Raw genomic sequence first — 24,347 nt, 5'->3', positions numbered from 1 at the left:
TTAATCTTTAAAAGTTGTATGGTTGACTGGGCCAGAACCATGTCCGAGTTGAGGAGCGTCTTGGATGGCTTTTGTGATAAAGGCCTTGGCCTTATCAACTGCCTGATAAAGACTTCTGCCCTTGGCTAGTTCAGCCGTAATCACAGCAGCAAAGGTACATCCAGTACCATGGGTGTGACAAGTTTGAATTCTTGGACTTTCCCAGACAAATTGCTCCTCCTCGGTAAAGAGGAAATCCTTGGCACCACCTTCCAGATGGCCACCTTTGATAACAACGGACTGAGGACCAAATTCTTTTATAATCAGGCGACCGGCACGCTGCATGTCTTCGGGGTCATGGATTGAAAAACCAACAATCTCTTCTGCCTCAGGAAGATTGGGCGTGATAATGGTAGCAAGGGGAAGCAGATTTGTTTTTAGGTAGTCTCTGGCACTAGTATCTATCAGGGTGTCCCCACTCGTAGCGACCATAACAGGGTCAAGAACATAGGGACAGTCCAGCTTTTTAAGATAGGGTTGGATGATCTCCATGATCTCAGTAGTTGCCAACATCCCTGTTTTTACAGCCTGAGGCTTGATATCCGAAAAGACACTATCCAATTGAGCTTCCAGCATTTGGTTGGAGACGTGCTCGATTAATTGAACACCTCTGGTATTTTGAGCGACAAGGCTGGTCACAACGGCCATTCCATAGACATCTCTAGCTTGGAATGACTTTAAATCAGCCATAATGCCAGCACCGCCACTAGGGTCAGTTCCAGCAATGGTTAGAGCAACGGGTAAATAAGTCATCTAAAACCTCCCAACCAACTGAAGTTTGTATTCTTAAGAACAAGCTAGTCTGTTTCAGGAAAGCAATAGAAGACAAGTAGTCCTCATTATCATTTCCACTTCCATCAGCTAGCATTACCTAGATTGAGTCAAAGGGATCTAACAGTCGTTAATCTCAGCTTTACGCACCCCTAGTGGTTGTTTTCTTTTTTCTACAGTATAGCATATTTTTATAGTTTATATAGTGAAATTTGACTGAAAATCTCTCGTTACATGATTATAATTCTATTTTTCGAAAAAATAATACAAATTATAGTTGACAAATGTAGATTTTGAGAGTATACTAAAATTTATGATTGACAAATGTAGATTTTGGAGGTGTGCTGATGCAGATTTCAGATGCAGAATGGCAGGTCATGAAGATTATTTGGATGCAAGGGGAGCAGACCAGTACGGATTTGATCATGGTTCTGGCGGAGCGGTTCGACTGGTCCAAGTCCACGGTTCAGACCCTTTTGGCTCGTCTGGTTGAGAAAGAGTGTCTGACTCGAGAAAAAGAGGGCAAGTCCTTTGTTTATTCGGCCCTTTTAACTTTGGACCAAAGTCGGGATTTGCTTATTAAAGATATTAAAGACAAGGTTTGTTCCCGTAGGATTAAGAACTTGTTGGCTGATTTGATTATGGAATGTGATTTTACTCTGGCTGACTTGGAAGACTTAGAAGCTGTGATTTCTGAGAAGAAAGTTAGCGCTGTAACAGAAGTAAGATGTAATTGTATGTAAAGGAGACGTCATGTTAAATAGCATTGTAACCATTATTTGTATTGCCCTTATAGCGTTTATCTTGTTTTGGTTTTTCAAAAAGCCTGAAAAATCTGGACAAAAGGCCCAGCAAAAAAAGGACTACCAAGAGATTCGTGTGGAGGTCATGGGGGGCTATACGCCTGAGTTGATTATTCTCAAGAAATCAGTGCCAGCCCGTATCGTCTTTGACCGTAAGGACCCTTCACCCTGCCTAGATCAGATTGTTTTCCCAGATTTTGGAGTGCATGCGGACCTGCCTATGGGTGAAGAGTATGTAGTGGAAATCACACCTGAACAGGCTGGAGAGTATGGTTTCTCTTGTGGCATGAATATGATGCACGGTAAGATGATTGTAGAATAGGAGAATGATATGACTGAAATCGTAAAAGCAAGTCTTGAAAATGGTGTTCAAAAAATCCGTATCACGGCAGACAAAGGCTACCATCCAGCCCATATTCAGCTTCAAAAAGGAATTCCCGCTGAAATTACCTTTCATCGTATAACTCCTTCAAACTGTTACAAGGAAATCCTTTTTGAAGAAGAAGACATCTTGGAACCAATCGGCGTGGATGAAGAGAAGACAATTCGTTTTACACCTCAAGAGTTGGGTGAGCATGAATTCTCATGTGGTATGGAGATGCAAAAGGGAAGCTACACCGTAGTTGAGAAGACTCGAAAATCTCTATCCCTCCTACAGCGTTTTTGGATTACCAGTATCTTTACTGTGCCTCTTGTGATTATCATGATTGGGATGTCGACAGGAGGAATTAGTCACCAAGTCATGCGTTGGGGCACCTTTTTAGCCACAACACCCATCATGCTAGTAGCAGGTGGTCCTTATATCCAGAGTGCTTGGGCCAGCTTTAAAAAGCACAATGCCAACATGGATAGCTTGGTTGCTCTGGGAACCCTAGTGGCCTATTTCTATAGCTTAGTTGCCCTCTTCGCTGGTCTCCCCGTTTACTTTGAAAGTGCTGCATTTATCTTCTTCTTCGTTCTTTTGGGAGCAGTTTTTGAAGAGAAAATGCGGAAAAATACTTCCCAAGCTGTGGAGAAATTACTGGACTTGCAGGCTAAAACTGCAGAAGTCTTGCGTGATGATAGCTATGTTCAAATCCCCTTGGAGCAAGTCAAGGTAGGTGACCTGATTCGAGTAAGGCCAGGTGAAAAGATTGCGGTTGATGGGGTTGTAGTCGAAGGTGTGTCCAGTATTGACGAATCCATGGTGACAGGTGAGAGCCTGCCGGTGGATAAAACCGTTGGAGATACTGTCATTGGCTCCACCATCAATAACAATGGAACACTTGTTTTTAGGGCAGAAAAAGTTGGTTCAGAGACAGTTTTGGCTCAGATTGTGGACTTTGTGAAGAAAGCCCAGACTAGCCGAGCACCAATTCAGGATTTGACGGATAAGATTTCAGGGATTTTTGTCCCAGCAGTTGTCATTTTAGCGATTCTGACCTTTTGGGTTTGGTTTGTCTTGCTTGAGGCTAGCTTTGTGACCTCTCTCCTTTATGGGGTGGCAGTGTTGATTATCGCCTGCCCTTGTGCCTTGGGACTTGCAACACCAACAGCCCTCATGGTGGGGACTGGTCGTAGTGCCAAAATGGGCGTTCTCCTCAAGAATGGAACCGTCTTACAAGAAATCCAGAAAGTCAAAACTCTCGTCTTTGATAAGACAGGGACTTTGACGGAAGGGAAACCTGTGGTAACAGATATCATCGGCGACGAAGTAGAAGTGCTTGGATTGGCAGCCTCCTTGGAAGAAGCTTCCCAACACCCACTGGCTGAGGCCATTGTCAAGCGAGCGAGTGAAACTGGACTTGAGATTCAAACTGTTGAAAATTTCCAAGCCTTGCACGGAAAAGGTGTCTCAGGGCAAATCAATGGGAAACAAGTCTTACTTGGAAATGCTAAAATGCTAGATGGTATGGATATTTCAAGCAATTATCAAGAAAAACTTGAAGAACTAGAAAAAGAAGCTAAGACAGTTGTGTTCTTGGCTATCGACAATGAAATTAAAGGCTTGTTTGCACTACAAGATATTCCTAAGGAAAATGCTAAACTTGCCATCAGTCAGTTGAAAAAACGAGGTCTTAAAACAGTCATGCTGACAGGGGATAATGCTGGCGTGGCGCGTGCCATTGCAGATAAGATTGGCATTGAAGAGGTCATTGCAGGTGTATTGCCAGAAGAAAAAGCCCATGAAATCCATAAACTGCAACAAGCTGGCAAAGTAGCCTTTGTTGGTGATGGTATCAATGACGCTCCTGCCCTCAGTGTAGCGGATGTGGGAATTGCTATGGGAGCTGGAACAGATATTGCCATCGAGTCAGCAGATTTGGTGTTGACAACTAATAACCTCCTAGGAGTGGTTCGTGCCTTTGACATGAGTAAGAAAACCTTTAATCGAATTCTGCTCAATCTTTTCTGGGCCTTTATCTACAATGTCGCTGGAATTCCGATTGCAGCAGGAGTTTTTTCAGGTGTTGGTCTGGTGCTCAACCCAGAATTGGCAGGTCTAGCCATGGCCTTTAGCTCTGTATCTGTTTTGATCAGTTCACTCATGCTAAACGTTACTAAGATAGACTAAAAGCGGGCTTACCCGCTTTTTATACTCTTCGAAAATCTCTTCAAACCACGTCAACTTTATCTGTAACCTCAAAGCTGTACTTTGAGCAACCTGCGGCTAGTTTCCTAGTTTGCTCTTTAATTTTCATTGAGTATTATAAAACAGTTCTAAAAAACGCTTTCAAACTGTACTGTAATAGAGAATAAAAACTTCTGAGCACATTTTTAGGAGACAAAAAACAATTATGGTAAAGTAGTAGAGTAAAAATTTGCTGAAACGTTTCCAATTAGTATATGAAAACGGATGAATCAAATTTTAAAAATATTTGAAGGAGAGTTATAATGACTCAAGGGAAAATTACTGCATCAGCAGCAATGCTCAACGTATTGAAAACATGGGGCGTAGACACAATCTACGGTATCCCATCAGGAACACTCAGCTCATTGATGGACGCTTTGGCTGAAGACAAAGATATCCGCTTCTTGCAAGTTCGCCACGAAGAAACAGGTGCTCTTGCAGCGGTTATGCAAGCTAAATTCGGTGGCTCAATCGGGGTTGCAGTAGGTTCAGGTGGTCCAGGTGCGACTCACTTGATTAACGGTGTTTACGATGCAGCTATGGACAACACTCCATTCCTTGCTATCCTTGGTTCACGTCCAGTTAACGAACTCAACATGGATGCTTTCCAAGAGCTTAACCAAAACCCAATGTACCATGGAGTAGCTGTCTACAACAAACGTGTAGCTTACGCTGAGCAATTGCCAAAAGTTATTGACGAAGCTTGCCGTGCTGCAGTTTCTAAAAAAGGTCCAGCTGTTGTTGAAATCCCAGTAAACTTCGGTTTCCAAGAAATCGATGAAAACTCATACTACGGTTCAGGTTCATACGAGCGTTCATTCATCGCTCCTGCCTTGAACGAAGTTGAAATCAACAAAGCTGTTGAAATCTTGAACAACGCTGAACGTCCAGTTATCTATGCTGGTTACGGAGGTGTCAAAGCTGGTGAAGTGATTACTGAATTGTCACGTAAAATCAAAGCACCAATCATCACAACTGGTAAAAACTTTGAAGCTTTCGAATGGAACTACGAAGGGTTGACAGGTTCTGCTTACCGTGTTGGTTGGAAACCAGCTAACGAAGTTGTCTTCGAAGCAGACACAGTTCTTTTCCTTGGTTCAAACTTCCCATTTGCTGAAGTTTACGAAGCCTTCAAGAACACTGAAAAATTCATCCAAGTAGATATCGACCCTTACAAACTTGGTAAACGTCATGCCCTTGACGCTTCTATCCTTGGTGATGCAGGTCAAGCAGCGAAAGCAATCCTTGACAAAGTCAACCCAGTTGAATCTACTCCATGGTGGCGTGCAAACGTTAAGAACAACCAAAACTGGCGTGATTACATGAACAAACTCGAAGGTAAAACTGAGGGTGAATTGCAATTGTACCAAGTTTACAATGCTATCAATAAACATGCTGATCAAGATGCTATCTACTCAATCGACGTAGGTGACACTACTCAAACATCTACTCGTCACCTTCATATGACACCTAAGAACATGTGGCGTACATCTCCACTCTTTGCGACAATGGGTATTGCCCTTCCTGGTGGTATCGCTGCTAAGAAAGACAATCCAGATCGCCAAGTATGGAACATCATGGGTGACGGTGCATTCAACATGTGCTACCCAGACGTTATCACAAACGTTCAATACGACCTTCCAGTTATCAACGTTGTCTTCTCAAATGGTAAATATGCCTTCATCAAGGACAAATACGAAGACACAAACAAACACTTGTTTGGTTGTGACTTCCCTAACGCTGACTACGCGAAAATCGCTGAAGCTCAAGGAGCTGTTGGATTTACAGTTGACCGTATCGAAGACATCGATGCAGTTGTTGCAGAAGCTGTTAAATTGAACAAAGAAGGTAAAACTGTTGTTATCGATGCTCACATCACTCAACACCGTCCACTTCCAGTAGAAGTACTTGAATTGGATCCAAAACTTCACTCAGAAGAAGCAATCAAAGCCTTCAAGGAAAAATACGAAGCAGAAGAGCTTGTACCATTCCGTCTCTTCTTGGAAGAAGAAGGGTTGCAATCACGCGCAATTAAATAATTCTTTCGTGGAACTTAAAAAGATCGGAGCAATCCGATCTTTTTGTGGAGGATAGTAAATGAATTTAAATCAATTAGATATTAACGTTTCAAATGTTCCCCAAGTCTGTGCTGACTTGGAGCGGCTTTTGGATAAAAAGTCCGATTATGTTGATGACAGTTTTGCTCAGTTTACGATTGGCAGTCATTGTCTTATGTTGTCAGAGAATCATTTGATTCCTTTGAATAATTTTCAGTCAGGAATCATTCTTCACATCGAGGTTGTGGATGTAGACCAGAATTACCAACGATTGAAAGAGCTTGGTACCGAGATTTTACACGGTCCGACTGTAACTGATTGGGGAACGGAATCGCTACTAGTTAAAGGCCCTGCTGGCCTAGTGATTGATTTTTATCGAATGAAATAAGGGCATAGTAGAGTTTGATTGCCAACAAAAGTTATAGCATAAGGGGGGATTTCTTCACTATTTTTACAAAATCTTCTCCCTACTTTATAAGATAGGAAAAAGAGTTCAATTCGAACTCTTTTTTTGCTATAATGAGGGGAGAAAAATCAGACAGGAGATCGACATGTCAGAACCATTATTTTTACAATCAGTTATGCAAGAAAAAATCTGGGGTGGAACCAAGCTACGTGATGAGTTTGGTTACGACATTCCAAGTGAAAAAATCGGAGAATACTGGGCTATCTCAGCTCACCCAAATGGAGTTTCTAAGGTAGCTAATGGACGCTACCAGGGGACAGACCTAGCAACTTTGTATGTGGAACACCGTGAGTTGTTTGGCAACCGTCCAGAACCTGTATTTCCTCTCTTAACTAAAATTCTCGATGCCAACGACTGGCTCAGTGTCCAAGTTCACCCAGATGATGCTTACGGGCTCGAGCATGAAGGCGAACTTGGAAAAACAGAATGTTGGTACATCATCGCAGCAGACGAAGGTTCAGAGATTATCTATGGCCACAATGCCAAGTCAAAAGAAGAACTCCGTCAGCAAATCGAAGCTAAAGACTGGGATGGTCTATTAACAAAAGTCCCTGTTAAGGCTGGAGATTTCTTCTATGTACCAAGCGGAACCATGCACGCTATCGGGGCAGGTATCTTAATCCTTGAAACCCAGCAGTCTAGTGATACAACCTACCGAGTCTATGACTTTGACCGCAAGGACGACAATGGCAACTTGCGTGAGCTTCACCTTGAAAAATCCATCGATGTCTTGAATATTGGTGAACCAGCAAATAGCCGTCCTGTAACTATCAAGGCTGATGACCTACGTTCAACTCTCCTTGTATCCAATGATTTCTTCGCCGTTTACAAGTGGGAAATCACTGGAAAAGTTGATTTTGAAAAGACAGCTGACTACAGCTTGTTTAGTGTCTTGGCTGGTCAAGGTCAGCTAACAGTTGACGGGAAAAACTATCCAATCCAAAAAGGCAGCCACTTTATCCTACCAAGTGATGTTGAAGCTTGGACCTTGGAAGGGCAAAGTTTGGAATTGATTGTTAGTCATCCATAAAAAAAGAAAGGGCCTGAGTTCACTACTCAAGTCCTTTTTGCTTACATAAATTGGGCGATAAAGACCACAATGATGATAATTGGAATGACGAAACGAAGAAGGAAGAGCCAGACTTGGAAAAGTCCCTGTTTCCAAGCTGTTTCATCGAGATGGAGTTCCTCCATGGCAAGGGCCTTTTTGAAGATGTAGCCTGTAAAGAGAGAAAGGCAGAGGGCTCCAAATGGCATGAGGAGATTGGAAACCAAGAAATCCATAGCATCAAAGAAGGTCTTTCCAAAAATGTGAACTTCCGCCATGACACCGTAAGATAGGGCTGAAGGAATTCCAAAAATAAAGGTCAAAATCCCTAAAATGGTACTCCATTTAGCACGCTTGCTGTTGTCCTGATTGGTGACATTGCCCACATTGATTTCCAGCATGACTACAGAAGAAGTGACCGTCGCAAAGAGGAAGAGCAAGAGGAAAAGGATGTAGAAAATGGTTCCAAAGGGCATCTTGTCAAAGAGTTGTGGCAAAACGATAAAGAGCAGGCTTGGTCCCCCTTCAGACTGGATATTGAAGGCTGACATGGCTGGGAAAATGGCTAGACCTGCCATGATGGATACCGAGATGTTCATGGCTACAATGGAAATCCCTGATTGGACCAGATTAGTTTTTTTGTCCAAGTAGGACGCATAGGTCAGCATGGCTGTGACCCCTAATGAAAGGGCAAAGAAAGACTGTCCTAGAGCATAGAGGAGACCTGCACTTGTCAGCTTAGAGAAGTCTGGTTTGAGGAAGTAGAGAACGCCTTCCATGGCATTTGGCAAGCTGAGAGAGCGACCGATGATAACAACAAAGATGATAAAGAGCAGGGGCATCATAACTTTTGAAGCTCTTTCAATCCCTTTTTGAACCCCACGTGATACAATAAAGATATTCAATAAGATAAAGGCTGCTTGAGCTCCTAGGGCAATGGCTGGATTTGAAATGATTGAAGTAAATAATTGAGCGTAATCACCCGTTCCACCAAGCTGGAACAATTTCCCAAACTCAATGCCTAGATAGACTAAAATCCATCCCCCGATAACACTATAGAAAGAGAGAAGGATAAAGAGGGCAAAGGCACCAATCCAACCGATAAAGTTATACTTGTTATTGTTGCCCGTTTTTCCAAAGGTTTTGATAGCAGAAACACCAGCACTACGGCCAAGGGCAAACTCAGCAAGCAGGAGCGGGAAACCAATTAAAATAGTGGAAATGAGAAAGACCAGTAAAAAGCCTCCACCGCCATTAGCAGCAGTCATGTAGGGAAACTTCCAAACGGCACCAAGCCCGATTGCTGAACCAGCAGATGCTAGGATAAAGCCCAGTTTCGAGCCCCATTGCGATTTTTCTGACATAGTTGAAACTCCAATCTCTTTTTTAAAATAAGAAAAGGCTACTTGAGTTGTCAAATAGCCCTCTCTCAATGGCTCTTTATGAGCTTTCTGTTTGATTGATAGACTTGACTATCCTATCATGTTTTCAAAGGTCTGTCAAGAAAACCATTTTCAAGTTTTCACACTTTTCTCAAAAAGTTAAAAATTTTTCTCAAAAACGCTTGACTCTGACCTAAGGGGAGGGGTTATACTATTTCTTGTAAGGAGGAAATCATGTACCATATAAAAGAAGCTGCGCAGCTTTCAGGTGTCTCTGTCAAGACTCTGAACCACTACGATAAGATAGGGCTCTTGGTTCCCTTAAAGTCGGAAAACGGCTATCGAACCTACAGTCAGGAGGATTTGGAACGCCTTCAGGTTATTCTGTATTACAAATATCTAGGCTTTTCTTTAGAAAAAATAGCAGAGCTGTTAAAGGAAGAAAGGACAGATTTATTGCCCCATTTGACCAGGCAGTTGGACTATCTAACTCGAGAAAGGCAACATCTAGATACCTTGATTTCCACCTTGCAAAAAACTATTCAAGAACAAAAAGGAGAAAGAGAAATGAGTATTCAAGAGAAATTTGCTGGATTTAACTACCAAGACCATCAAAAATACCACCAAGAGGCGGTAGAGAAGTATGGACAAGAAGTCATGGACCAAGCTCTCGAACGCCAAAGTGGTAGAGAAGATGAGGCTACAGCTGCCTTTAACCAAGTTTTTCAAGCTTTGTCACAAAATCTTCAAGCTGGTTTACCTGCAACAGCAACTGAAAACCAAGAGCAAGCAGCCAATCTCTTGCAAGCCATTCGTACTTATGGATTTGACTGCTCTATTGAAGTCTTCGGCCATATTGGTAAAGGCTACGTCTACAACCCTAAGTTTAAGGAAAACATTGACAAATTTGGATCTGGTACAGCTCAATACACATCAGATGCCATTGCAGCTTATGTTCAGACAAATGCAGAATAAATAGGCTAGGAATTTCCTAGCCTATTTTTTACTTCAAATCATAAAGCCAGTCGTCACCGTCTTTATAGTAAAAAAATTCACTGAGGTCATCTTCCAAAAAAACACGAAGCATATCAGACATATCATCGGTGGCCAGTTTTAGATGAGATAGATTGTCAAAATCTTCCCACCATACCTTTCCTTCGTCTGAAGACTGGAGTTCACCAGTAAAGTTTTCTGTTTTGTAAAAGAGGACGACATAACGATAATCCTTGTCATCGTACCAGTTTTTGATACCACAGAGTTGGGGTTTGGAAATAGTCAGACCAGTTTCTTCTTTCACTTCACGAATGACAGCATCGACAAAGGATTCGCCACGTTCAACATGACCACCAGGAAAAGTAATGCCGGGCCAGTCGGGACTAACTCGATCTTGAACCAGAACCTTGTCTCCGTTTTGAATCATACACATATTGACAAATTCGACTGTTTCTCTTCTATTCATTCTTCATACCCTTTGATTTTTAATCATAATGCAGACTTCCTGCCACCCAGCCGGTGCAGAGGGCAGAAGTGATGTTAAAGCCACCCGTGTGGGCATTGATATCCATGACTTCGCCAGCAAAGTGGAGACCAGGAACGAGCTTACTTTCCAGAGTTTTGGGATTGATTTTCTTAAGACTGACGCCTCCTTTGGTGACAAAGGACTTAGCCAATGACATTTTACCAGTGACAGGAATTTTGAGAGCCTTGATAGATTGGACAAGCTGGTCACGTTCTTTTTCAGTTAGCTGTTTGACTTTTTCAGGATAGCCTTGCACAAGAAATTCTGCCAAGCGTTCTGGAAGCAAAGTTTTTAAGGCATTTTTCAAGGATTTTTCCCGATTTTCTTCTAGAAATACCACCAAGTCGCTCTCAGAAAGTTGAGGCAAAACATCCAGTGAAAGAACTTCTCCACCCTTGACAAAGCTAGACATACGTAGAGCAGCTGGACCGGATAGACCAAAGTGGGTAAAGAGTAGATCATGAGTGATGACATGCTTGCCATAGCTTAAGGTCACATCATCTAGTGAAATTCCCTGCAAGTCCTTATGTGGAAAATCTGTCAATAAAGGACTTTCAGCAGCCTCAAGCTCGGTAATGGTGTGCTTAAAATGACGAGCAATCTCGTGACCAAAGCCAGTAGACCCAGTCGAAGGATAAGACTTACCACCTGTTGTGACAATGAGTTTATCACAAGTGAAGCTTTGGTCTGCGGACTTGAGGACGAACTGGTCGTCTATCTTTTTAACCGAAACAATTTCTGTTTGAGTAGCAACTTGACCACCGAGCTCAGTAATTTTCTTCTCCAAGGCTTCGATAATGGTCCGAGACTTGTCAGTAGCAGGAAAGACACGGCCGTGGTCTTCGACCTTGAGTTTAACACCGTTTTCCGTGAAAAAGTTGATGATATCATGGTTATCAAACTGGGAAAAGACACTGTATAAAAAGCGCCCGTTACCAGGAATTCCAGCCAGTAGGTCATCTAAAGTTCCATTGTTGGTCACATTACAACGACCACCGCCCGTTCCAGCTAACTTTTTGCCAAGTTTGCGATTTTTTTCAATGAGTAGAGTTTTCTGACCATAAAAGCTACTGGAAATCGTAGCCATCATGCCAGCAGGTCCCCCACCAATGACAATAGTATCAAAATGTTTCATAGTTCTATTGTACCACAAAAAACAAGAGATGCTTGGCATCTCTTGTTGTTCATAATCTTAGTTAATTTCATATCCCATCAACAAACCGCCATCTTCTGCATAGAAACTGCAGAGACCAGACGTCGGGATGATTTTGATATCCGCTTGCGGGAAGGTTTCTAGCAAGCGTTCTGACAATTGCTGACAGAATTTTTCATTGCTGCGATGAGCCATGACGATACGACCACCAGCATAGCCAGCCTTGATGAGTTCTTCATAGGCTGCTTGAAGGGATTTTTTTGGTCCACGCGCTTTTTGTAGCAGTTCTAAGGTTCCAGTTTCACTTGCTTCCCCAACCATACGGATGTTGAGAAGGCCAACAACTGTACCGATAAGCTTACTCAAACGGCCATTTTTGACCAAGTTATCGACCTTAGCAAGGACAAAAAGCAACTTCGTTTTTTCTTGGTAGGCTGTAATAGCTTCAACAATTTCCTCATAAGAAAGTCCTTGATCAATCAAGCTATTGATTTTCTCGACAATCAAGTCAACCTCACCACCTGCAGACAATGTATCGATCACATGAATCTGAGTGTCAGGGTGTTCTTCAAGGTAGATATTCTTAGCGAGCTGTGCACTATTATGGCTACCTGAAAGAGTACCAGTGATAGTAACGACAAAGATATGCTTAGCACCTTCAAATGCTCGCAAGTAATCATCAGGGCTAGGACAAGCTGATTTTGAAGCCTCAGAAGTCGCATACATGGTTTCCATCATGTGGTCAATGTTAAGATTGGCATCATCGATAAAGACCTGATCAGCTACTTGAATGGTTAAAGGAACACTAACAAATTCCGTATCAATAGCAGGAGTTGCCAGTTGACGATAATCACAACCAGAGTCAGCTACAATCTTCCAAGTCATAGAAATTCTCCATCTTTGTCACTTATACATTGACAAAGGTTCTGTCTTTTTTTACAATTATATCATGAAAGCCCTTGAAACAAAAGTACCATTTCTCTGTTGTCACAAGTAGAAAGAAATTGTTATGTCTGAACGTAAAATATCTGAAAAATCTCTAGAAAATCTCAGAAAATCAAATCAAGAATCCAATTTTTTAACTAGGGAAGCAATCGAGACGGCTCTTTTGCAACTTCTAGAGAAAAAAGACTTGGCCAAGATCAGCATTTCGGAGCTGGTCAAACGGGCGGGCGTCTCTCGTGCCGCCTTCTATCGTAACTATGACTCCAAAGAAGAGATTTTGGAAAGCGTCTTTAAACGCAGTGTCCATAACATTATGGAACAGTTGAGCCACTACGATGTTAAAACAGACCTTTATCTAGTCTGGGTTCACCTTTTTCGAGCAGCCAAGAAAGAAGCCAAGGTTATCCAACTTGCTCTGGACTACCATTTGGAAAAGATTTTTGTCCAAGCTATGCAGGAATTTCTAGAAAAATACCACGGAAAGTCAAAAGGCGTTAGTAGCTACCTTCATTCCTTTTGGAGTTCTGCCATCGTATCGGTTCTGCTCAAATGGATCAAGGATGGCATGAAGGTTCCAGCTGAAAAGATTGCAGATTTACGCTTGCCATTTTTCAAAAAATAGGGGATAAGGAGAATACTTATGACAGAAAAAAGACTGGCTTGGGATGAGTACTTTGCAGCCCAGGCTTTACTGATTGCCAATCGTTCGACCTGCAAACGTGCCAAGGTGGGAGCTGTCCTCGTTAAGGACAATAAAGTCATTTCAACTGGCTACAATGGTTCCGTATCAGGAACGGAGCACTGTATTGACCACGAATGTCTGGTCATTGAAGGTCACTGTGTTCGAACCCTTCACGCCGAGGTTAATGCCATCTTGCAAGGGGCTGAGCGAGGGGTTCCCAGAGGATTTACAGCCTATGTGACCCATTTCCCTTGTTTAAATTGCACAAAACAACTCTTACAAGTCGGTTGTAAACGTGTAGTCTATATCAATCAGTACCGAATGGATGACTATGCCCAGTACCTTTATCAAGAAAAAGGCACCGAGTTAACCCATTTACCATTAGAGACTGTTCAGACAGCTCTCCAGGAGGCAGATTTGATTTAAAAATTAATAAAAATAAATGGTTTAGACAGCTTTTTAAACCGTTTTTTGATATAATAAGAAGAATAAATTGAAAGAAGGAATTCAGAAAATGGGAAAAATTGAAGTCATTAATCATCCACTCATTCAACACAAATTGTCAATCTTGCGACGTACAGATACTTCTACAAAAGCTTTTCGTGAGCTAGTAGATGAGATTGCGATGTTGATGGGATATGAAGTACTTCGTGATCTTCCACTTGAAGACGTGGAAATCGAAACACCTATCACAAAGACAGTTCAAAAACAATTGGCTGGGAAAAAATTGGCTATTGTCCCAATCTTGCGTGCAGGTATCGGGATGGTAGATGGCCTCTTGAGCTTGGTTCCAGCAGCCAAAGTTGGTCATATCGGTATGTACCGTGATGAAGAAACCCTTCAACCAGTTGAATATTTGGTGAAATTGCCTGAAGATATTGACCAACGTCAAATCTTTGTCGTTGATCCAATGTTGGCAACAGGTGGCTCAGCAATCTTGGCAGTAGATTCGCTTAAAAAACGTGGCGCTTCAAATATCAAGTTTGTCTGCCTAGTATCTGCTCCAGAAGGAGTGAAAGCCCTTCAAGAAGCACATCCAGATGTAGAAATCTTTACAGCAGCCTTGGATGAACGCTTGAACGAACACGGTTATATCGTTCCAGGTCTTGGAGATGCTGGAGACCGCTTGTTCGGTACTAAATAAAATCCCAAAGTAAATAGTGAAACTAGAAGTTCGTTTTTGACTTGAAAGGAGGTTGAGTTTTTGTTTCTGTTTAGAGAATAGAGCAAAAATTTGACCTTTTTTGACCAAGAAGATATAATAGTTCTGTATTGAGTCGTAAGACTAAGAAAATTCAACATTAAAAGGAGAAATGAATGATTCCTGTAGTTATTGAACAAACAAGCCGTGGAGAACGTTCCTATGATATTTACTCTCGTCTTCTGAAAGACCGCATCATCATGCTAACAGGTCCAGTTGAAGACAACATGGCCAACTCCGTTATTGCTCAGTTGCTCTTCTTGGATGCCCAAGACAGCACAAAAGATATTTACCTTTATGTCAACACACCTGGAGGATCTGTTTCAGCTGGTTTGGCAATCGTTGATACCATGAACTTTATCAAGGCAGATGTCCAAACAATCGTTATGGGAATGGCTGCATCCATGGGGACTGTCATCGCATCAAGTGGAGCAAAAGGCAAACGTTTCATGCTTCCAAATGCAGAGTACATGATTCACCAACCAATGGGTGGTACAGGTGGTGGTACCCAACAAACCGATATGGCAATCGCTGCAGAGCACTTGCTTAAAACTCGTAAGACTTTGGAGCAAATTCTTGCAGATAACTCTGGTAAATCGGTTGAGCAGATTCACGCAGATGCTGAACGTGATTACTGGATGAGCGCCCAAGAAACACTTGAATATGGCTTTATCGATGAAATCATGGTCAACAATTCTTTAAGCTAAGCAACCTAGAAAGCAAACTCGACGGAGTTTGCTTTTTTTGGTATAATAGGATAAGATTTCTTAGAAAGAGGCTTCCTCATGTTTGAAAAAACAAATCGATCAGGATTAATCATCTATCTCTACTATAATCGAGATGCAAAAAAACTTCAGGAATACGGTGATATCCGTTACCATTCCAAAAAACATCGTTACTTGCAGCTCTATGTTCCAACTGAGGAGCTAGATGGCTTAGTTGAGAGATTAGGTAAGGAAAGATATGTCAAGAAAATTAGACGTTGCCACATTCAAGAGCTAGAAACTCCCTTCGTTGGGAATCTTTATCGGACTGAAGAAAACGTTATCATTTAAAAAGTTAAACAAATACATTGACAATTTTCTGATAATTCGGTATATTCTTAACATACTATTTTTTGAAACAACTATAAGGAGATTAAAAATGAAGAAAAAATTTGCCCTATCTTTTGTGGCTCTTGCTAGTGTGGCTCTTCTTGCTGCCTGTGGAGAGGTCAAGTCAGGAGCGTCAAACACAACTGGAAATCCAGTAGACGAAAAAACAATTAAAATCGGTTTTAACTTTGAAGAGACAGGTGCTGTGGCAGCTTACGGTACAGCTGAACAAAAAGGTGCCCAACTTGCCGTAGACGAAATCAATGCTGCAGGTGGAATTGATGGGAAACAAATCGAAGTTGTAGACAAAGACAACAAGTCAGAAACTGCTGAAGCAGCTTCTGTTACAACAAACCTTGTTACCCAATCAAAAGTAGCAGCTATTGTAGGACCTGCGACATCTGGTGCAACTGCTGCAGCTGTAGCTAACGCTACTAAAGCTGGAGTGCCATTGATTTCACCAAGTGCTACTCAAGACGGTTTGACTAAAGGTCAAGATTACCTATTTATTGGAACATTCCAAGATAGCTTCCAAGGGAAGATTATTTCTAACTATGTAACAAATAAATTGAATGCTAAGAAGGTTGTTCTATATACTGACAACGCTAGTGACTATGCAAAAGGTATTGCTAAATCTTTCCGCGAAGCCTACAAGGGTGAGATTGTAGCAGATGAAACTTTTGTAGCAGGTGATACTGACTTCCAAGCAGCCCTTACTAAAATGAAAGGGAAAGAGTTTGACGCTATCGTAGTTCCAGGTTACTACACAGAAGCTGGTAAAATTGTAAACCAAGCTCGTGGTATGGGAATTGATAAACCAATCATTGGTGGTGATGGATTTAACGGTGAAGAATTTGTTCAACAAGCAACTGCTGAAAGAGCATCAAACATTTACTTCATCTCTGGATTCTCAACTACTGTTGATGTTTCTGCAAAAGCTAAAGCTTTCCTTGAAGCATACCGTGCTAAATACAACGAAGAGCCTTCAACATTCTCAGCTTTGGCCTATGACTCAGTTTACTTAGTAGCAAATGCTGCAAAAGGTGCTAAAAACTCAGGTGAGATCAAGGACAACCTTGCTAAAACCAAAGATTTTGATGGTGTCACTGGTCAAACAAGCTTTGATGCTGACCACAATACAGTGAAAACTGCTTACATGATGACCATGAACAATGGTAAAGTTGAAGAAGCAGAAGTTGTAAAACCATAACATTAGAATAGTAATTGAAATGGGGAATGAGCCTTTGACTCACTCCCTGTTTCGGTGTTTATGAACTTGTGAAATAATGAAATTTTCTAAAAAATAACGATAGAAAAGAGTGAATGCTATGCTCCAACAACTTGTGAATGGTCTAATTCTGGGTAGTGTTTATGCACTTTTGGCTCTGGGTTATACCATGGTTTATGGAATTATCAAACTCATCAACTTCGCCCATGGCGATATATACATGATGGGTGCCTTTATTGGTTACTTTTTGATTAATTCTTTCCAAATGGATTTCTTTTTAGCTTTAATTATTTCAATGGCAGGGACCGCATTGCTTGGTGTTGTGATTGAGTTTCTTGCCTACCGTCCTTTACGACACTCTACACGTATTGCTGTATTGATTACTGCCATCGGAGTGTCTTTCCTACTGGAATACGGAATGGTTTATTTAGTAGGTGCTAATACTCGTGCCTTCCCTCAAGCAATTGAAACAGTCCGCTTTGACTTGGGACCAATTAGCTTGACAAACGTTCAATTGATGATTTTAGCAGTTTCTGTACTCTTGATGGTTTTATTGCAATTGATCGTCCAAAAAACAAAAATGGGGAAAGCCATGCGTGCGGTATCAGTTGATAGTGACGCAGCTCAATTGATGGGAATTAATGTAAATCGTACAATCAGTTTTACCTTTGCTTTGGGTTCAGCCCTTGCTGGTGCAGCAGGTGTCCTCATTGCCCTTTACTACAACTCTCTTGAACCTTTGATGGGTGTGACTCCAGGTCTGAAATCATTCGTTGCGGCCGTACTCGGTGGTATCGGGATTATTCCTGGTGCAGCTCTAGGGGGATTTGTAATTGGCTTGTTGGAAACATTTGCTACTGCCTTCGGTATGTCTGATTTCCGTGATGCTATCGTATATGGAATCTTGCTTTTGATTCTGATTGTTCGACCTGCAGGTATCCTTGGTAAGAATGTGAAAGAGAAGGTGTAAACAATGAAGACAAATCTTAAAGTAAATACTCTCTGGTTATTCCTTCTGTTAGCGGGTTATGGATTGATTAGCGTACTGGTTTCTGCTGGTGTTCTCAATCTATTCCATGTGCAAATTTTAGAACAAATTGGGATTAATATCATCCTTGCAGTAGGTTTGAACTTAATCGTTGGTTTTTCAGGACAATTCTCACTTGGTCATGCAGGTTTTATGGCAATTGGGGCTTATGCAGCAGCGATTGTTGGCTCAAAATCACCAACCTATGGAGCCTTCTTTGGTGCAATGCTCTTGGGCGCCTTGATTTCTGGTGCAGTTGCTTTGCTCGTTGGGATTCCAACACTCCGTTTGAAGGGTGACTACCTGGCTGTTGCGACACTAGGTGTTTCAGAAATCATTCGTATCTTTATCATTAATGGTGGAAGTTTGACCAACGGTGCCGCTGGTATCTTGGGTATCCCAAACTTTACCAACTGGCAAATGGTTTATCTATTTGTGGTGATCACAACTATTGCAACCCTCAACTTCTTACGTAGTCCAATTGGACGCTCTACTCTATCTGTTCGTGAGGATGAGATTGCTGCAGAATCCGTTGGGGTAAACACTACAAAGATCAAGATTGTCGCTTTTGTCTTTGGTGCCGTTACAGCTAGTATTGCTGGTTCACTTCAGGCCGGTTTTATCGGATCTGTTGTCCCAAAAGATTACACCTTTATTAATTCCATCAACGTGTTGATTATCGTTGTATTTGGTGGACTTGGATCTATTACTGGTACCATCGTTTCAGCGATTGTTTTGGGAATTTTAAATATGCTCCTTCAAGATGTAGCTAGCGTACGTATGATTATCTACGCTTTGGCTCTTGTATTGGTCATGATTTTCAGACCAGGTGGACTTCTTGGGACATGGGAATTGAGTCTATCACGTTTCTTTAAAAAATCTAAGAAGGAGGGACAAAACTAATGGCATTACTTGAAGTTAAACAGTTAACCAAACATTTTGGCGGTCTAACAGCTGTTGGAGATGTCACTCTTGAATTGAACGAGGGAGAATTGGTTGGTTTGATCGGACCAAACGGCGCTGGTAAAACAACCCTTTTCAATCTCTTGACTGGTGTTTATGAACCAAGTGAAGGTACTGTGACTCTAGATGGTCACCTCCTAAATGGGAAAACTCCCTATAAGATTGCTTCACTTGGACTCAGTCGTACTTTCCAAAATATTCGTTTGTTCAAGGACTTGACAGTTTTGGAAAATGTTTTGATTGCATTTAGTAATCATCATAAACAACATGTCCTTGCGAGCTTTCTACGCCTACCAGCTTTTTACAAGAACGAGGAAGAATTAAAAAGCAAAGCTTTGGACTTGCTTAAGATTTTTGATTTGGATGGTGACGCAAATACTCTTGCGAGGAATCTGGCCTATGGTCAACAACGTCGATTGGAAATCGTTCGTGCTCTGGCAACCGAACCTAAAATCCTCTTTTTGGATGAACCTGCAGCTGGGATGAATCCTCAAGAAACAGCTGAATTGACAGAACTAATCCGTCGTATCAAAGATGAATTTAAAATTACCATCATGCTCATCGAACACGATATGAATTTGGTTATGGAAGTCACTGAGCGTATCTATGTTCTTGAATATGGTCGGTTGATTGCTCATGGGACTCCGGATGAAATCAAGAACAACAAACGCGTTATCGAAGCTTATCTAGGAGGTGAAGCCTAATGTCTATGTTAAAAGTTGAAAACCTCTCTGTACATTACGGTATGATCCAAGCAGTTCGTGATGTAAGTTTCGAGGTTAATGAAGGTGAAGTTGTTTCCTTGATTGGTGCCAATGGTGCTGGTAAAACAACCATTCTTCGTACCCTTTCAGGTTTGGTTCGTCCAAGTGCTGGTAAAATTCAGTTTTTAGGCAAAGAAATTCAAAAGTTGCCAGCGCAAAAAATCGTGGCAGGTGGCCTTTCACAAGTTCCTGAGGGACGCCATGTTTTTCCAGGTTTGACTGTTATGGAAAACTTAGAAATGGGAGCCTTTTTAAAGAAAAATCGTGAAGAAAATCAAGCTAACTTGAAAAAAGTCTTTTCGCGTTTCCCTCGTCTAGAAGAGCGCAAAAACCAAGATGCGGCAACTCTATCTGGTGGTGAGCAACAGATGCTGGCTATGGGACGTGCCCTCATGTCTACACCTAAGCTTCTCCTTTTGGACGAGCCGTCAATGGGACTGGCTCCGATCTTTATCCAAGAAATTTTTGATATCATTCAAGATATCCAGAAGCAAGGAACAACAGTTCTCCTAATTGAGCAGAACGCTAACAAGGCCCTTGCTATCTCTGACCGAGGTTATGTACTTGAAACAGGTGAGATTGTCCTATCAGGAACAGGAAAAGAACTCGCAGCATCAGACGAAGTCAGAAAAGCATACCTAGGTGGCTAAAAAGGTCCGGGGGACCTTTTTAGTCGGCAGATAGAGATTGCGTAGCAATCATCAGAACCAGTGGATTGTTTTAGTCGGCGGATAAGAATTGCGTATGCAATTCTCCTTTAGTCTGGGAGACTGGTTTAGGTTGCAGATGGAGATTGCGCACGCAATCCATCTATAGTCCGGGGGACCTTTTTAGTCGGCAGATAGAGATTGCGTAGCAATTTCCTAAGTGATGAAATAAAACCGAATGTGGATTGCTAATCCCTCATTCACAGGGCTCTAAATTAGAGCTCTTTTTTGTAAAAGACTCAAAATCTTGAAAAAGAGATGAAAGCGTTTGATAGATTTTCTAAGAAAGTGTATAATGAAAGTAGAAATAGAGAAGGAGAAGTCTCATGGCAGTTAAAGATTTTATGACACGCAAGGTAGTTTATATCAGTCCTGATACGACTGTAGCACACGCAGCAGATTTGATGCGCGAGCAAGGCTTGCACCGTTTACCTGTTATCGAAAATGATCAATTGGTTGGTCTTGTTACAGAAGGGACTATCGCAGAGGCAAGTCCATCTAAAGCAACCAGTCTTTCTATCTACGAGATGAATTATCTTCTCAATAAGACCAAAGTCAAAGACGTCATGATTCGAGATGTCGTGACAGTTTCTGGCTATGCAAGTCTAGAAGATGCGACCTATCTGATGCTGAAAAATAAGATTGGCATTTTACCAGTTGTTGATAACCAGCAGGTATATGGAGTGATTACGGACCGCGATGTCTTCCAAGCCTTTTTGGAAATCGCTGGTTATGGAGAAGAAGGGATTCGTGTTCGTTTTATTACGGAAAACGAGGTCGGAGTTTTAGGAAAAATCGTGTCCTTGATTGCCGAGGAAAATTTGAATATTTCTCACACAGTTAATATCCCTCGTAAGGATGGTAAAGTTGTCATTGAGGTTCAAATTGATGGAATGATTGACCTAGATTCCTTAAGAGAAAAATTTGAAAGAGAAGGAATTCAAGTAGAGGAAATTGCTCGAACCTCTGCAAAAATCCTTTAAAACAGAGGCTTCAGAGCCTCTTTTTGTTGGGCAATAAAAGCATAAAAAAGCAAAATATGGAAAGAAATAAGAGATTATGGTATAATAAAACGATATGAAAAGGAGTATCTATGGACATTTCAGAAATTCGTCAAAAAATTGATGCAAATCGTGAAAAATTAGCTTCTTTCAGGGGGTCTCTTTGACCTCGAAGGCTTAGAGGAAGAGATTGCCATCTTGGAGAACAAGATGACAGAACCTGATTTTTGGAACGATAATATTGCGGCCCAAAAAACGTCGCAAGAATTAAATGAATTAAAAAACACCTACAACACCTTCTGTAAAATGGAGGAGTTGCAGGATGAAGTTGAAATTTTATTGGACTTTTTAGCAGAAGACGAGTCAGTCCATGATGAACTTGTGGAGCAGCTAACCGAGTTGGATAAGATGATGACCAGTTACGAAATGACGCTTCTCTTGTCAGAACCTTATGACCATAATAATGCAATCTTGGAAATCCATCCAGGTTCTGGAGGGACTGAAGCTCAAGACTGGGGTGATATGTTACTCCGTATGTATACTCGTTATGGAAATGCTAAAGGTTTTAAAGTAGAGGTATTGGATTACCAGGCTGGTGATGAAGCAGGTATCAAGTCTGTGACCTTGTCCTTTGAAGGTCTAAATGCTTATGGCCTTCTTAAGTCGGAGATGGGTGTTCACCGTTTGGTCCGTATTTCGCCATTTGATTCTGCCAAACGTCGTCATACATCATTTACATCCGTAGAGGTTATGCCTGAGTTAGATGATACCATCGAAGTAGAAATCCGTGACGACGATATCAAGATGGATACCTTCCGTTCAGGTGGTGCTGGTGGACAGAACGTCAATAAAGTTTCAACTGGTGTGCGTTTGACGCACATTCCTACGGGGACAGTCGTTCAATCGACAGTCGATCGTACCCAGTATGGAAATAGAGATCGAGCTATGAAGATGTTGCAGGCTAAGCTCTATCAAATGGAGCAAGAAAAGAAAGCAGCAGAAGTCGATTCCCTTAAAGGTGAGAAAAAAGAAATCACTTGGGGAAGTCAGATCCGTTCTTATGTCTTCACACCTTATACCATGGTGAAAGATCACCGTACGAGCTTTGAAGTTGCCCAAGTAGATAAGGTTATGGATGGAGATTTAGATGGTTTCATCGATGCCTATCTCAAATGGAGAATCAGCTAAGATAGAAAGGAACTCACATGTCAATCATTGAAATGCGAGATGTTGTCAAAAAGTATGACAACGGGACGACTGCCTTGCGTGGTGTGTCTGTCACTATTGAACCAGGAGAATTTGCCTACATTGTAGGACCTTCTGGAGCAGGGAAGTCCACCTTTATTCGAGCTTTATATCGAGAAGTAAAGATTGAAAAAGGTAGTTTAACAGTTGCAGGTTTTAATTTGGTTAAAATCAAGAAGAAAGATATTCCTCTTCTTCGTCGTAGTGTTGGAGTTGTCTTTCAGGACTACAAACTCTTGCCAAAGAAAACCGTTTATGAAAATATTGCCTATGCAATGGAAGTAATCGGTGAGAACCGCCGTACCATTAAAAAACGTGTGATGGAAGTTTTGGACCTAGTTGGTTTGAAACATAAGGTTCGTTCATTCCCTAATGAACTTTCAGGTGGAGAGCAACAACGGATTGCCATTGCTCGCGCGATTGTCAACAATCCGAAAGTCTTGATTGCCGATGAGCCGACAGGAAACTTGGACCCAGATAATTCTTGGGAAATTATGAATCTGTTGGAACGCATCAATCTCCAAGGTACTACAGTATTGATGGCTACCCATAATAGTCAGATTGTAAATACCTTGCGCCACCGTGTCATTGCCATTGAAAATGGCCGTGTCGTTCGTGACGAAGCAAAAGGAGAATATGGATACGATGATTAGTAGATTTTTTCGCCATTTATTTGAATCACTTAAAAGTTTAAAGCGAAATGGCTGGATGACAGTAGCAGCAGTGAGTTCGGTTATGATTACCTTGACACTCGTTGCCCTGTTTGCATCCGTAATTTTTAACACAGCTAAACTAGCTACCGATATTGAAAACAACGTTCGTGTCATGGTTTACATTCGTAAGGATGTGGCTGATAACAGTGAAACGATTGAAAAAGAAGGTCAGACAGTTACCAACAATGACTACCACAAGGTCTATGATGCTTTGAAAGCTATGCCAGCTGTAAAAAGCGTTACCTTCTCAAATAAAGAGGAGCAATACCAAAAATTGACTGAAACGATGGGGGATGACTGGAAGGTCTTTGAAGGGGATGCCAACCCACTCTATGATGCCTATATCGTAGATACCAAATCTCCAAGTGATGTAAAGAAAGTAGCTGAAGATGCTAAGAAAATCGAGGGGGTTTCAGAAGTTCAAGATGGTGGAGCCAACACTCAACGACTCTTTGAACTAGCTTCCTTCATCCGTGTGTGGGGATTGATTATTGCAGGACTCTTGATTTTCATCGCGGTCTTCTTGATTTCCAATACCATTCGTATCACCATTATTTCGCGTAGTCGTGAAATTCAGATCATGCGTCTGGTAGGAGCTAAGAATAGTTACATCCGTGGTCCATTCTTGTTGGAAGGTGCCTTCATTGGTTTATTTGGAGCAGCTATTCCTTCAGTCCTAGTATTCTTTATCTACAATATGGTTTACCAGTCTGTCAATAAATCCTTGGTTGGTCAAAACCTATCCATGATTACGCCAGATCTATTTATTCCTTTGATGACAGTTCTCTTGTTTGTCATCGGAATCTTCATTGGATCAATCGGATCAGGAATTTCAATGCGTCGATTCTTGAAAATTTAATTGGATATCAATGCAAATTGCATAGCTTAGTGGAAATATCCAGACAGTTTAAAGGAGAAGTTTTAAAGA

26 protein-coding genes and 1 riboswitch are annotated in these 24,347 nt (G+C 41.6%); of the genes, 21 read left to right on the top strand and 5 right to left on the bottom strand.

From position 1 onward, the window contains the following. Entirely contained in the window at nucleotides 1-792 is a 792-nt protein-coding gene (gene thiD, locus MK409_RS04420) for a bifunctional hydroxymethylpyrimidine kinase/phosphomethylpyrimidine kinase (RefSeq protein WP_268705469.1), read from the bottom strand. Between the two features lie 83 nt (nucleotides 793-875). After that, a riboswitch (TPP riboswitch) is annotated at nucleotides 876-974 on the bottom strand. A 183-nt stretch (nucleotides 975-1,157) separates the two neighbouring features. On the opposite strand from thiD, the gene MK409_RS04415 reads away from it, so the two are divergent. The 6 genes from MK409_RS04415 (at nucleotide 1,158) to manA (ending at nucleotide 7,777) form a co-directional block, all read left to right on the top strand. Further along, a complete protein-coding gene (locus tag MK409_RS04415) occupies nucleotides 1,158-1,553 on the top strand; it encodes a CopY/TcrY family copper transport repressor (protein WP_268705468.1) in 396 nt (131 codons plus the stop codon). Between the two features lie 10 nt (nucleotides 1,554-1,563). Then, nucleotides 1,564-1,935, top strand: coding sequence for a cupredoxin domain-containing protein (locus MK409_RS04410; RefSeq protein ID WP_070656971.1), 372 nt, complete (start codon nucleotides 1,564-1,566; stop codon nucleotides 1,933-1,935). 9 nt (nucleotides 1,936-1,944) lie between these two features. Beyond that, nucleotides 1,945-4,167, top strand: coding sequence for a heavy metal translocating P-type ATPase (locus MK409_RS04405; RefSeq protein WP_268705467.1), 2,223 nt, complete (start codon nucleotides 1,945-1,947; stop codon nucleotides 4,165-4,167). Between the two features lie 320 nt (nucleotides 4,168-4,487). Further along, complete coding sequence (gene spxB / locus MK409_RS04400; RefSeq protein WP_061587760.1) at nucleotides 4,488-6,263, top strand: pyruvate oxidase; 1,776 nt, start codon at nucleotides 4,488-4,490, stop codon at nucleotides 6,261-6,263. Nucleotides 6,264-6,321: 58 nt separating this feature from the next. Beyond that, nucleotides 6,322-6,669: a VOC family protein gene (locus MK409_RS04395; protein ID WP_268705466.1), complete on the top strand. Its 348-nt coding sequence runs from the start codon at nucleotides 6,322-6,324 to the stop codon at nucleotides 6,667-6,669. Between the two features lie 163 nt (nucleotides 6,670-6,832). After that, on the top strand, nucleotides 6,833-7,777 hold the full coding sequence (gene manA / locus MK409_RS04390; RefSeq protein WP_268705465.1) for a mannose-6-phosphate isomerase, class I: 945 nt from the start codon (nucleotides 6,833-6,835) through the stop codon (nucleotides 7,775-7,777). A gap of 41 nt (nucleotides 7,778-7,818) precedes the next feature. Here manA and MK409_RS04385 read toward each other — a convergent pair whose 3' ends face one another. After that, nucleotides 7,819-9,159, bottom strand: a complete 1,341-nt coding sequence (locus tag MK409_RS04385) for a sodium-dependent transporter (RefSeq protein WP_268705464.1) — start codon at nucleotides 9,157-9,159, stop codon at nucleotides 7,819-7,821. Nucleotides 9,160-9,411: 252 nt separating this feature from the next. On the opposite strand from MK409_RS04385, the gene MK409_RS04380 reads away from it, so the two are divergent. Then, nucleotides 9,412-10,152 carry a MerR family transcriptional regulator gene (locus MK409_RS04380; RefSeq protein ID WP_268705463.1) on the top strand — a complete coding sequence of 247 codons (741 nt, stop codon included), beginning with the start codon at nucleotides 9,412-9,414 and terminating at the stop codon, nucleotides 10,150-10,152. Between the two features lie 28 nt (nucleotides 10,153-10,180). On the opposite strand, the gene MK409_RS04375 is transcribed toward MK409_RS04380, so the two are convergent. From MK409_RS04375 to MK409_RS04365, 3 genes are read right to left on the bottom strand one after another with little or no spacing between them, the layout of a single operon-like run. Next, nucleotides 10,181-10,636 (bottom strand): 8-oxo-dGTP diphosphatase, encoded by a 456-nt coding sequence (locus MK409_RS04375; protein WP_268705462.1) that lies wholly within the window; start codon nucleotides 10,634-10,636, stop codon nucleotides 10,181-10,183. Between the two features lie 19 nt (nucleotides 10,637-10,655). Then, on the bottom strand, nucleotides 10,656-11,831 hold the full coding sequence (locus tag MK409_RS04370; RefSeq protein ID WP_268705461.1) for an NAD(P)/FAD-dependent oxidoreductase: 1,176 nt from the start codon (nucleotides 11,829-11,831) through the stop codon (nucleotides 10,656-10,658). Nucleotides 11,832-11,888: 57 nt separating this feature from the next. Then, nucleotides 11,889-12,734 (bottom strand): DegV family protein, encoded by an 846-nt coding sequence (locus MK409_RS04365; protein ID WP_070656979.1) that lies wholly within the window; start codon nucleotides 12,732-12,734, stop codon nucleotides 11,889-11,891. Between the two features lie 124 nt (nucleotides 12,735-12,858). Here MK409_RS04365 and MK409_RS04360 point away from each other — a divergent pair, with 124 nt between their 5' ends. The 14 genes from MK409_RS04360 to ftsX all read left to right on the top strand — a co-directional run bounded on the left by MK409_RS04360 (nucleotide 12,859) and on the right by ftsX (nucleotide 24,278). Then, nucleotides 12,859-13,416, top strand: a complete 558-nt coding sequence (locus MK409_RS04360; protein ID WP_000003897.1) for a TetR/AcrR family transcriptional regulator — start codon at nucleotides 12,859-12,861, stop codon at nucleotides 13,414-13,416. An 18-nt stretch (nucleotides 13,417-13,434) separates the two neighbouring features. After that, on the top strand, nucleotides 13,435-13,902 hold the full coding sequence (locus MK409_RS04355) for a deoxycytidylate deaminase (RefSeq protein WP_000136994.1): 468 nt from the start codon (nucleotides 13,435-13,437) through the stop codon (nucleotides 13,900-13,902). Nucleotides 13,903-13,990: 88 nt separating this feature from the next. After that, nucleotides 13,991-14,620, top strand: coding sequence for a uracil phosphoribosyltransferase (gene upp, locus MK409_RS04350; protein ID WP_000515974.1), 630 nt, complete (start codon nucleotides 13,991-13,993; stop codon nucleotides 14,618-14,620). A gap of 173 nt (nucleotides 14,621-14,793) precedes the next feature. Beyond that, complete coding sequence (clpP, locus tag MK409_RS04345; RefSeq protein WP_268705460.1) at nucleotides 14,794-15,384, top strand: ATP-dependent Clp protease proteolytic subunit ClpP; 591 nt, start codon at nucleotides 14,794-14,796, stop codon at nucleotides 15,382-15,384. A 78-nt stretch (nucleotides 15,385-15,462) separates the two neighbouring features. Continuing rightward, entirely contained in the window at nucleotides 15,463-15,732 is a 270-nt protein-coding gene (locus MK409_RS04340; protein WP_268705459.1) for a YlbG family protein, read from the top strand. 88 nt (nucleotides 15,733-15,820) lie between these two features. After that, nucleotides 15,821-16,981, top strand: coding sequence for an ABC transporter substrate-binding protein (locus MK409_RS04335; RefSeq protein ID WP_033629440.1), 1,161 nt, complete (start codon nucleotides 15,821-15,823; stop codon nucleotides 16,979-16,981). A gap of 118 nt (nucleotides 16,982-17,099) precedes the next feature. Further along, the gene (locus MK409_RS04330) at nucleotides 17,100-17,969 is read left to right on the top strand and encodes a branched-chain amino acid ABC transporter permease (RefSeq protein WP_000941413.1); all 870 of its coding nucleotides are present in this window, start codon (nucleotides 17,100-17,102) and stop codon (nucleotides 17,967-17,969) included. A gap of 3 nt (nucleotides 17,970-17,972) precedes the next feature. Continuing rightward, nucleotides 17,973-18,929: a branched-chain amino acid ABC transporter permease gene (locus MK409_RS04325; RefSeq protein WP_268705458.1), complete on the top strand. Its 957-nt coding sequence runs from the start codon at nucleotides 17,973-17,975 to the stop codon at nucleotides 18,927-18,929. Next, on the top strand, nucleotides 18,929-19,693 hold the full coding sequence (locus MK409_RS04320; protein WP_268705457.1) for an ABC transporter ATP-binding protein: 765 nt from the start codon (nucleotides 18,929-18,931) through the stop codon (nucleotides 19,691-19,693). Before MK409_RS04325 ends, MK409_RS04320 begins: the two co-directional genes overlap by 1 nt. After that, nucleotides 19,693-20,403, top strand: a complete 711-nt coding sequence (locus tag MK409_RS04315; protein WP_000062206.1) for an ABC transporter ATP-binding protein — start codon at nucleotides 19,693-19,695, stop codon at nucleotides 20,401-20,403. Before MK409_RS04320 ends, MK409_RS04315 begins: the two co-directional genes overlap by 1 nt. 383 nt (nucleotides 20,404-20,786) lie before the next feature. Further along, nucleotides 20,787-21,443, top strand: a complete 657-nt coding sequence (locus MK409_RS04310; protein WP_049536628.1) for a CBS domain-containing protein — start codon at nucleotides 20,787-20,789, stop codon at nucleotides 21,441-21,443. Between the two features lie 110 nt (nucleotides 21,444-21,553). Further along, a protein-coding gene (gene prfB, locus MK409_RS04305; RefSeq protein ID WP_268705456.1) for a peptide chain release factor 2 occupies nucleotides 21,554-22,649 on the top strand; the annotation gives its coding sequence in 2 pieces (ribosomal slippage) (nucleotides 21,554-21,625 and nucleotides 21,627-22,649; 1,095 coding nt in all). A 17-nt stretch (nucleotides 22,650-22,666) separates the two neighbouring features. Next, a complete protein-coding gene (ftsE, locus tag MK409_RS04300) occupies nucleotides 22,667-23,359 on the top strand; it encodes a cell division ATP-binding protein FtsE (protein WP_000022274.1) in 693 nt (230 codons plus the stop codon). Next, nucleotides 23,352-24,278, top strand: coding sequence for a permease-like cell division protein FtsX (gene ftsX, locus MK409_RS04295; protein WP_268705455.1), 927 nt, complete (start codon nucleotides 23,352-23,354; stop codon nucleotides 24,276-24,278). The genes ftsE and ftsX overlap by 8 nt, the downstream gene beginning before the upstream one ends. Nucleotides 24,279-24,347 lie beyond the last annotated feature (69 nt).

It is taken from the genome of Streptococcus oralis (genome assembly GCF_026782375.1).
GTDB classification, from domain to species: Bacteria; Bacillota; Bacilli; order Lactobacillales; family Streptococcaceae; genus Streptococcus; species Streptococcus oralis_CL.
The sequence above is the reverse complement of the archived record's forward strand: the minus strand, read 5'-3'. Positions and strand labels throughout refer to the sequence as shown.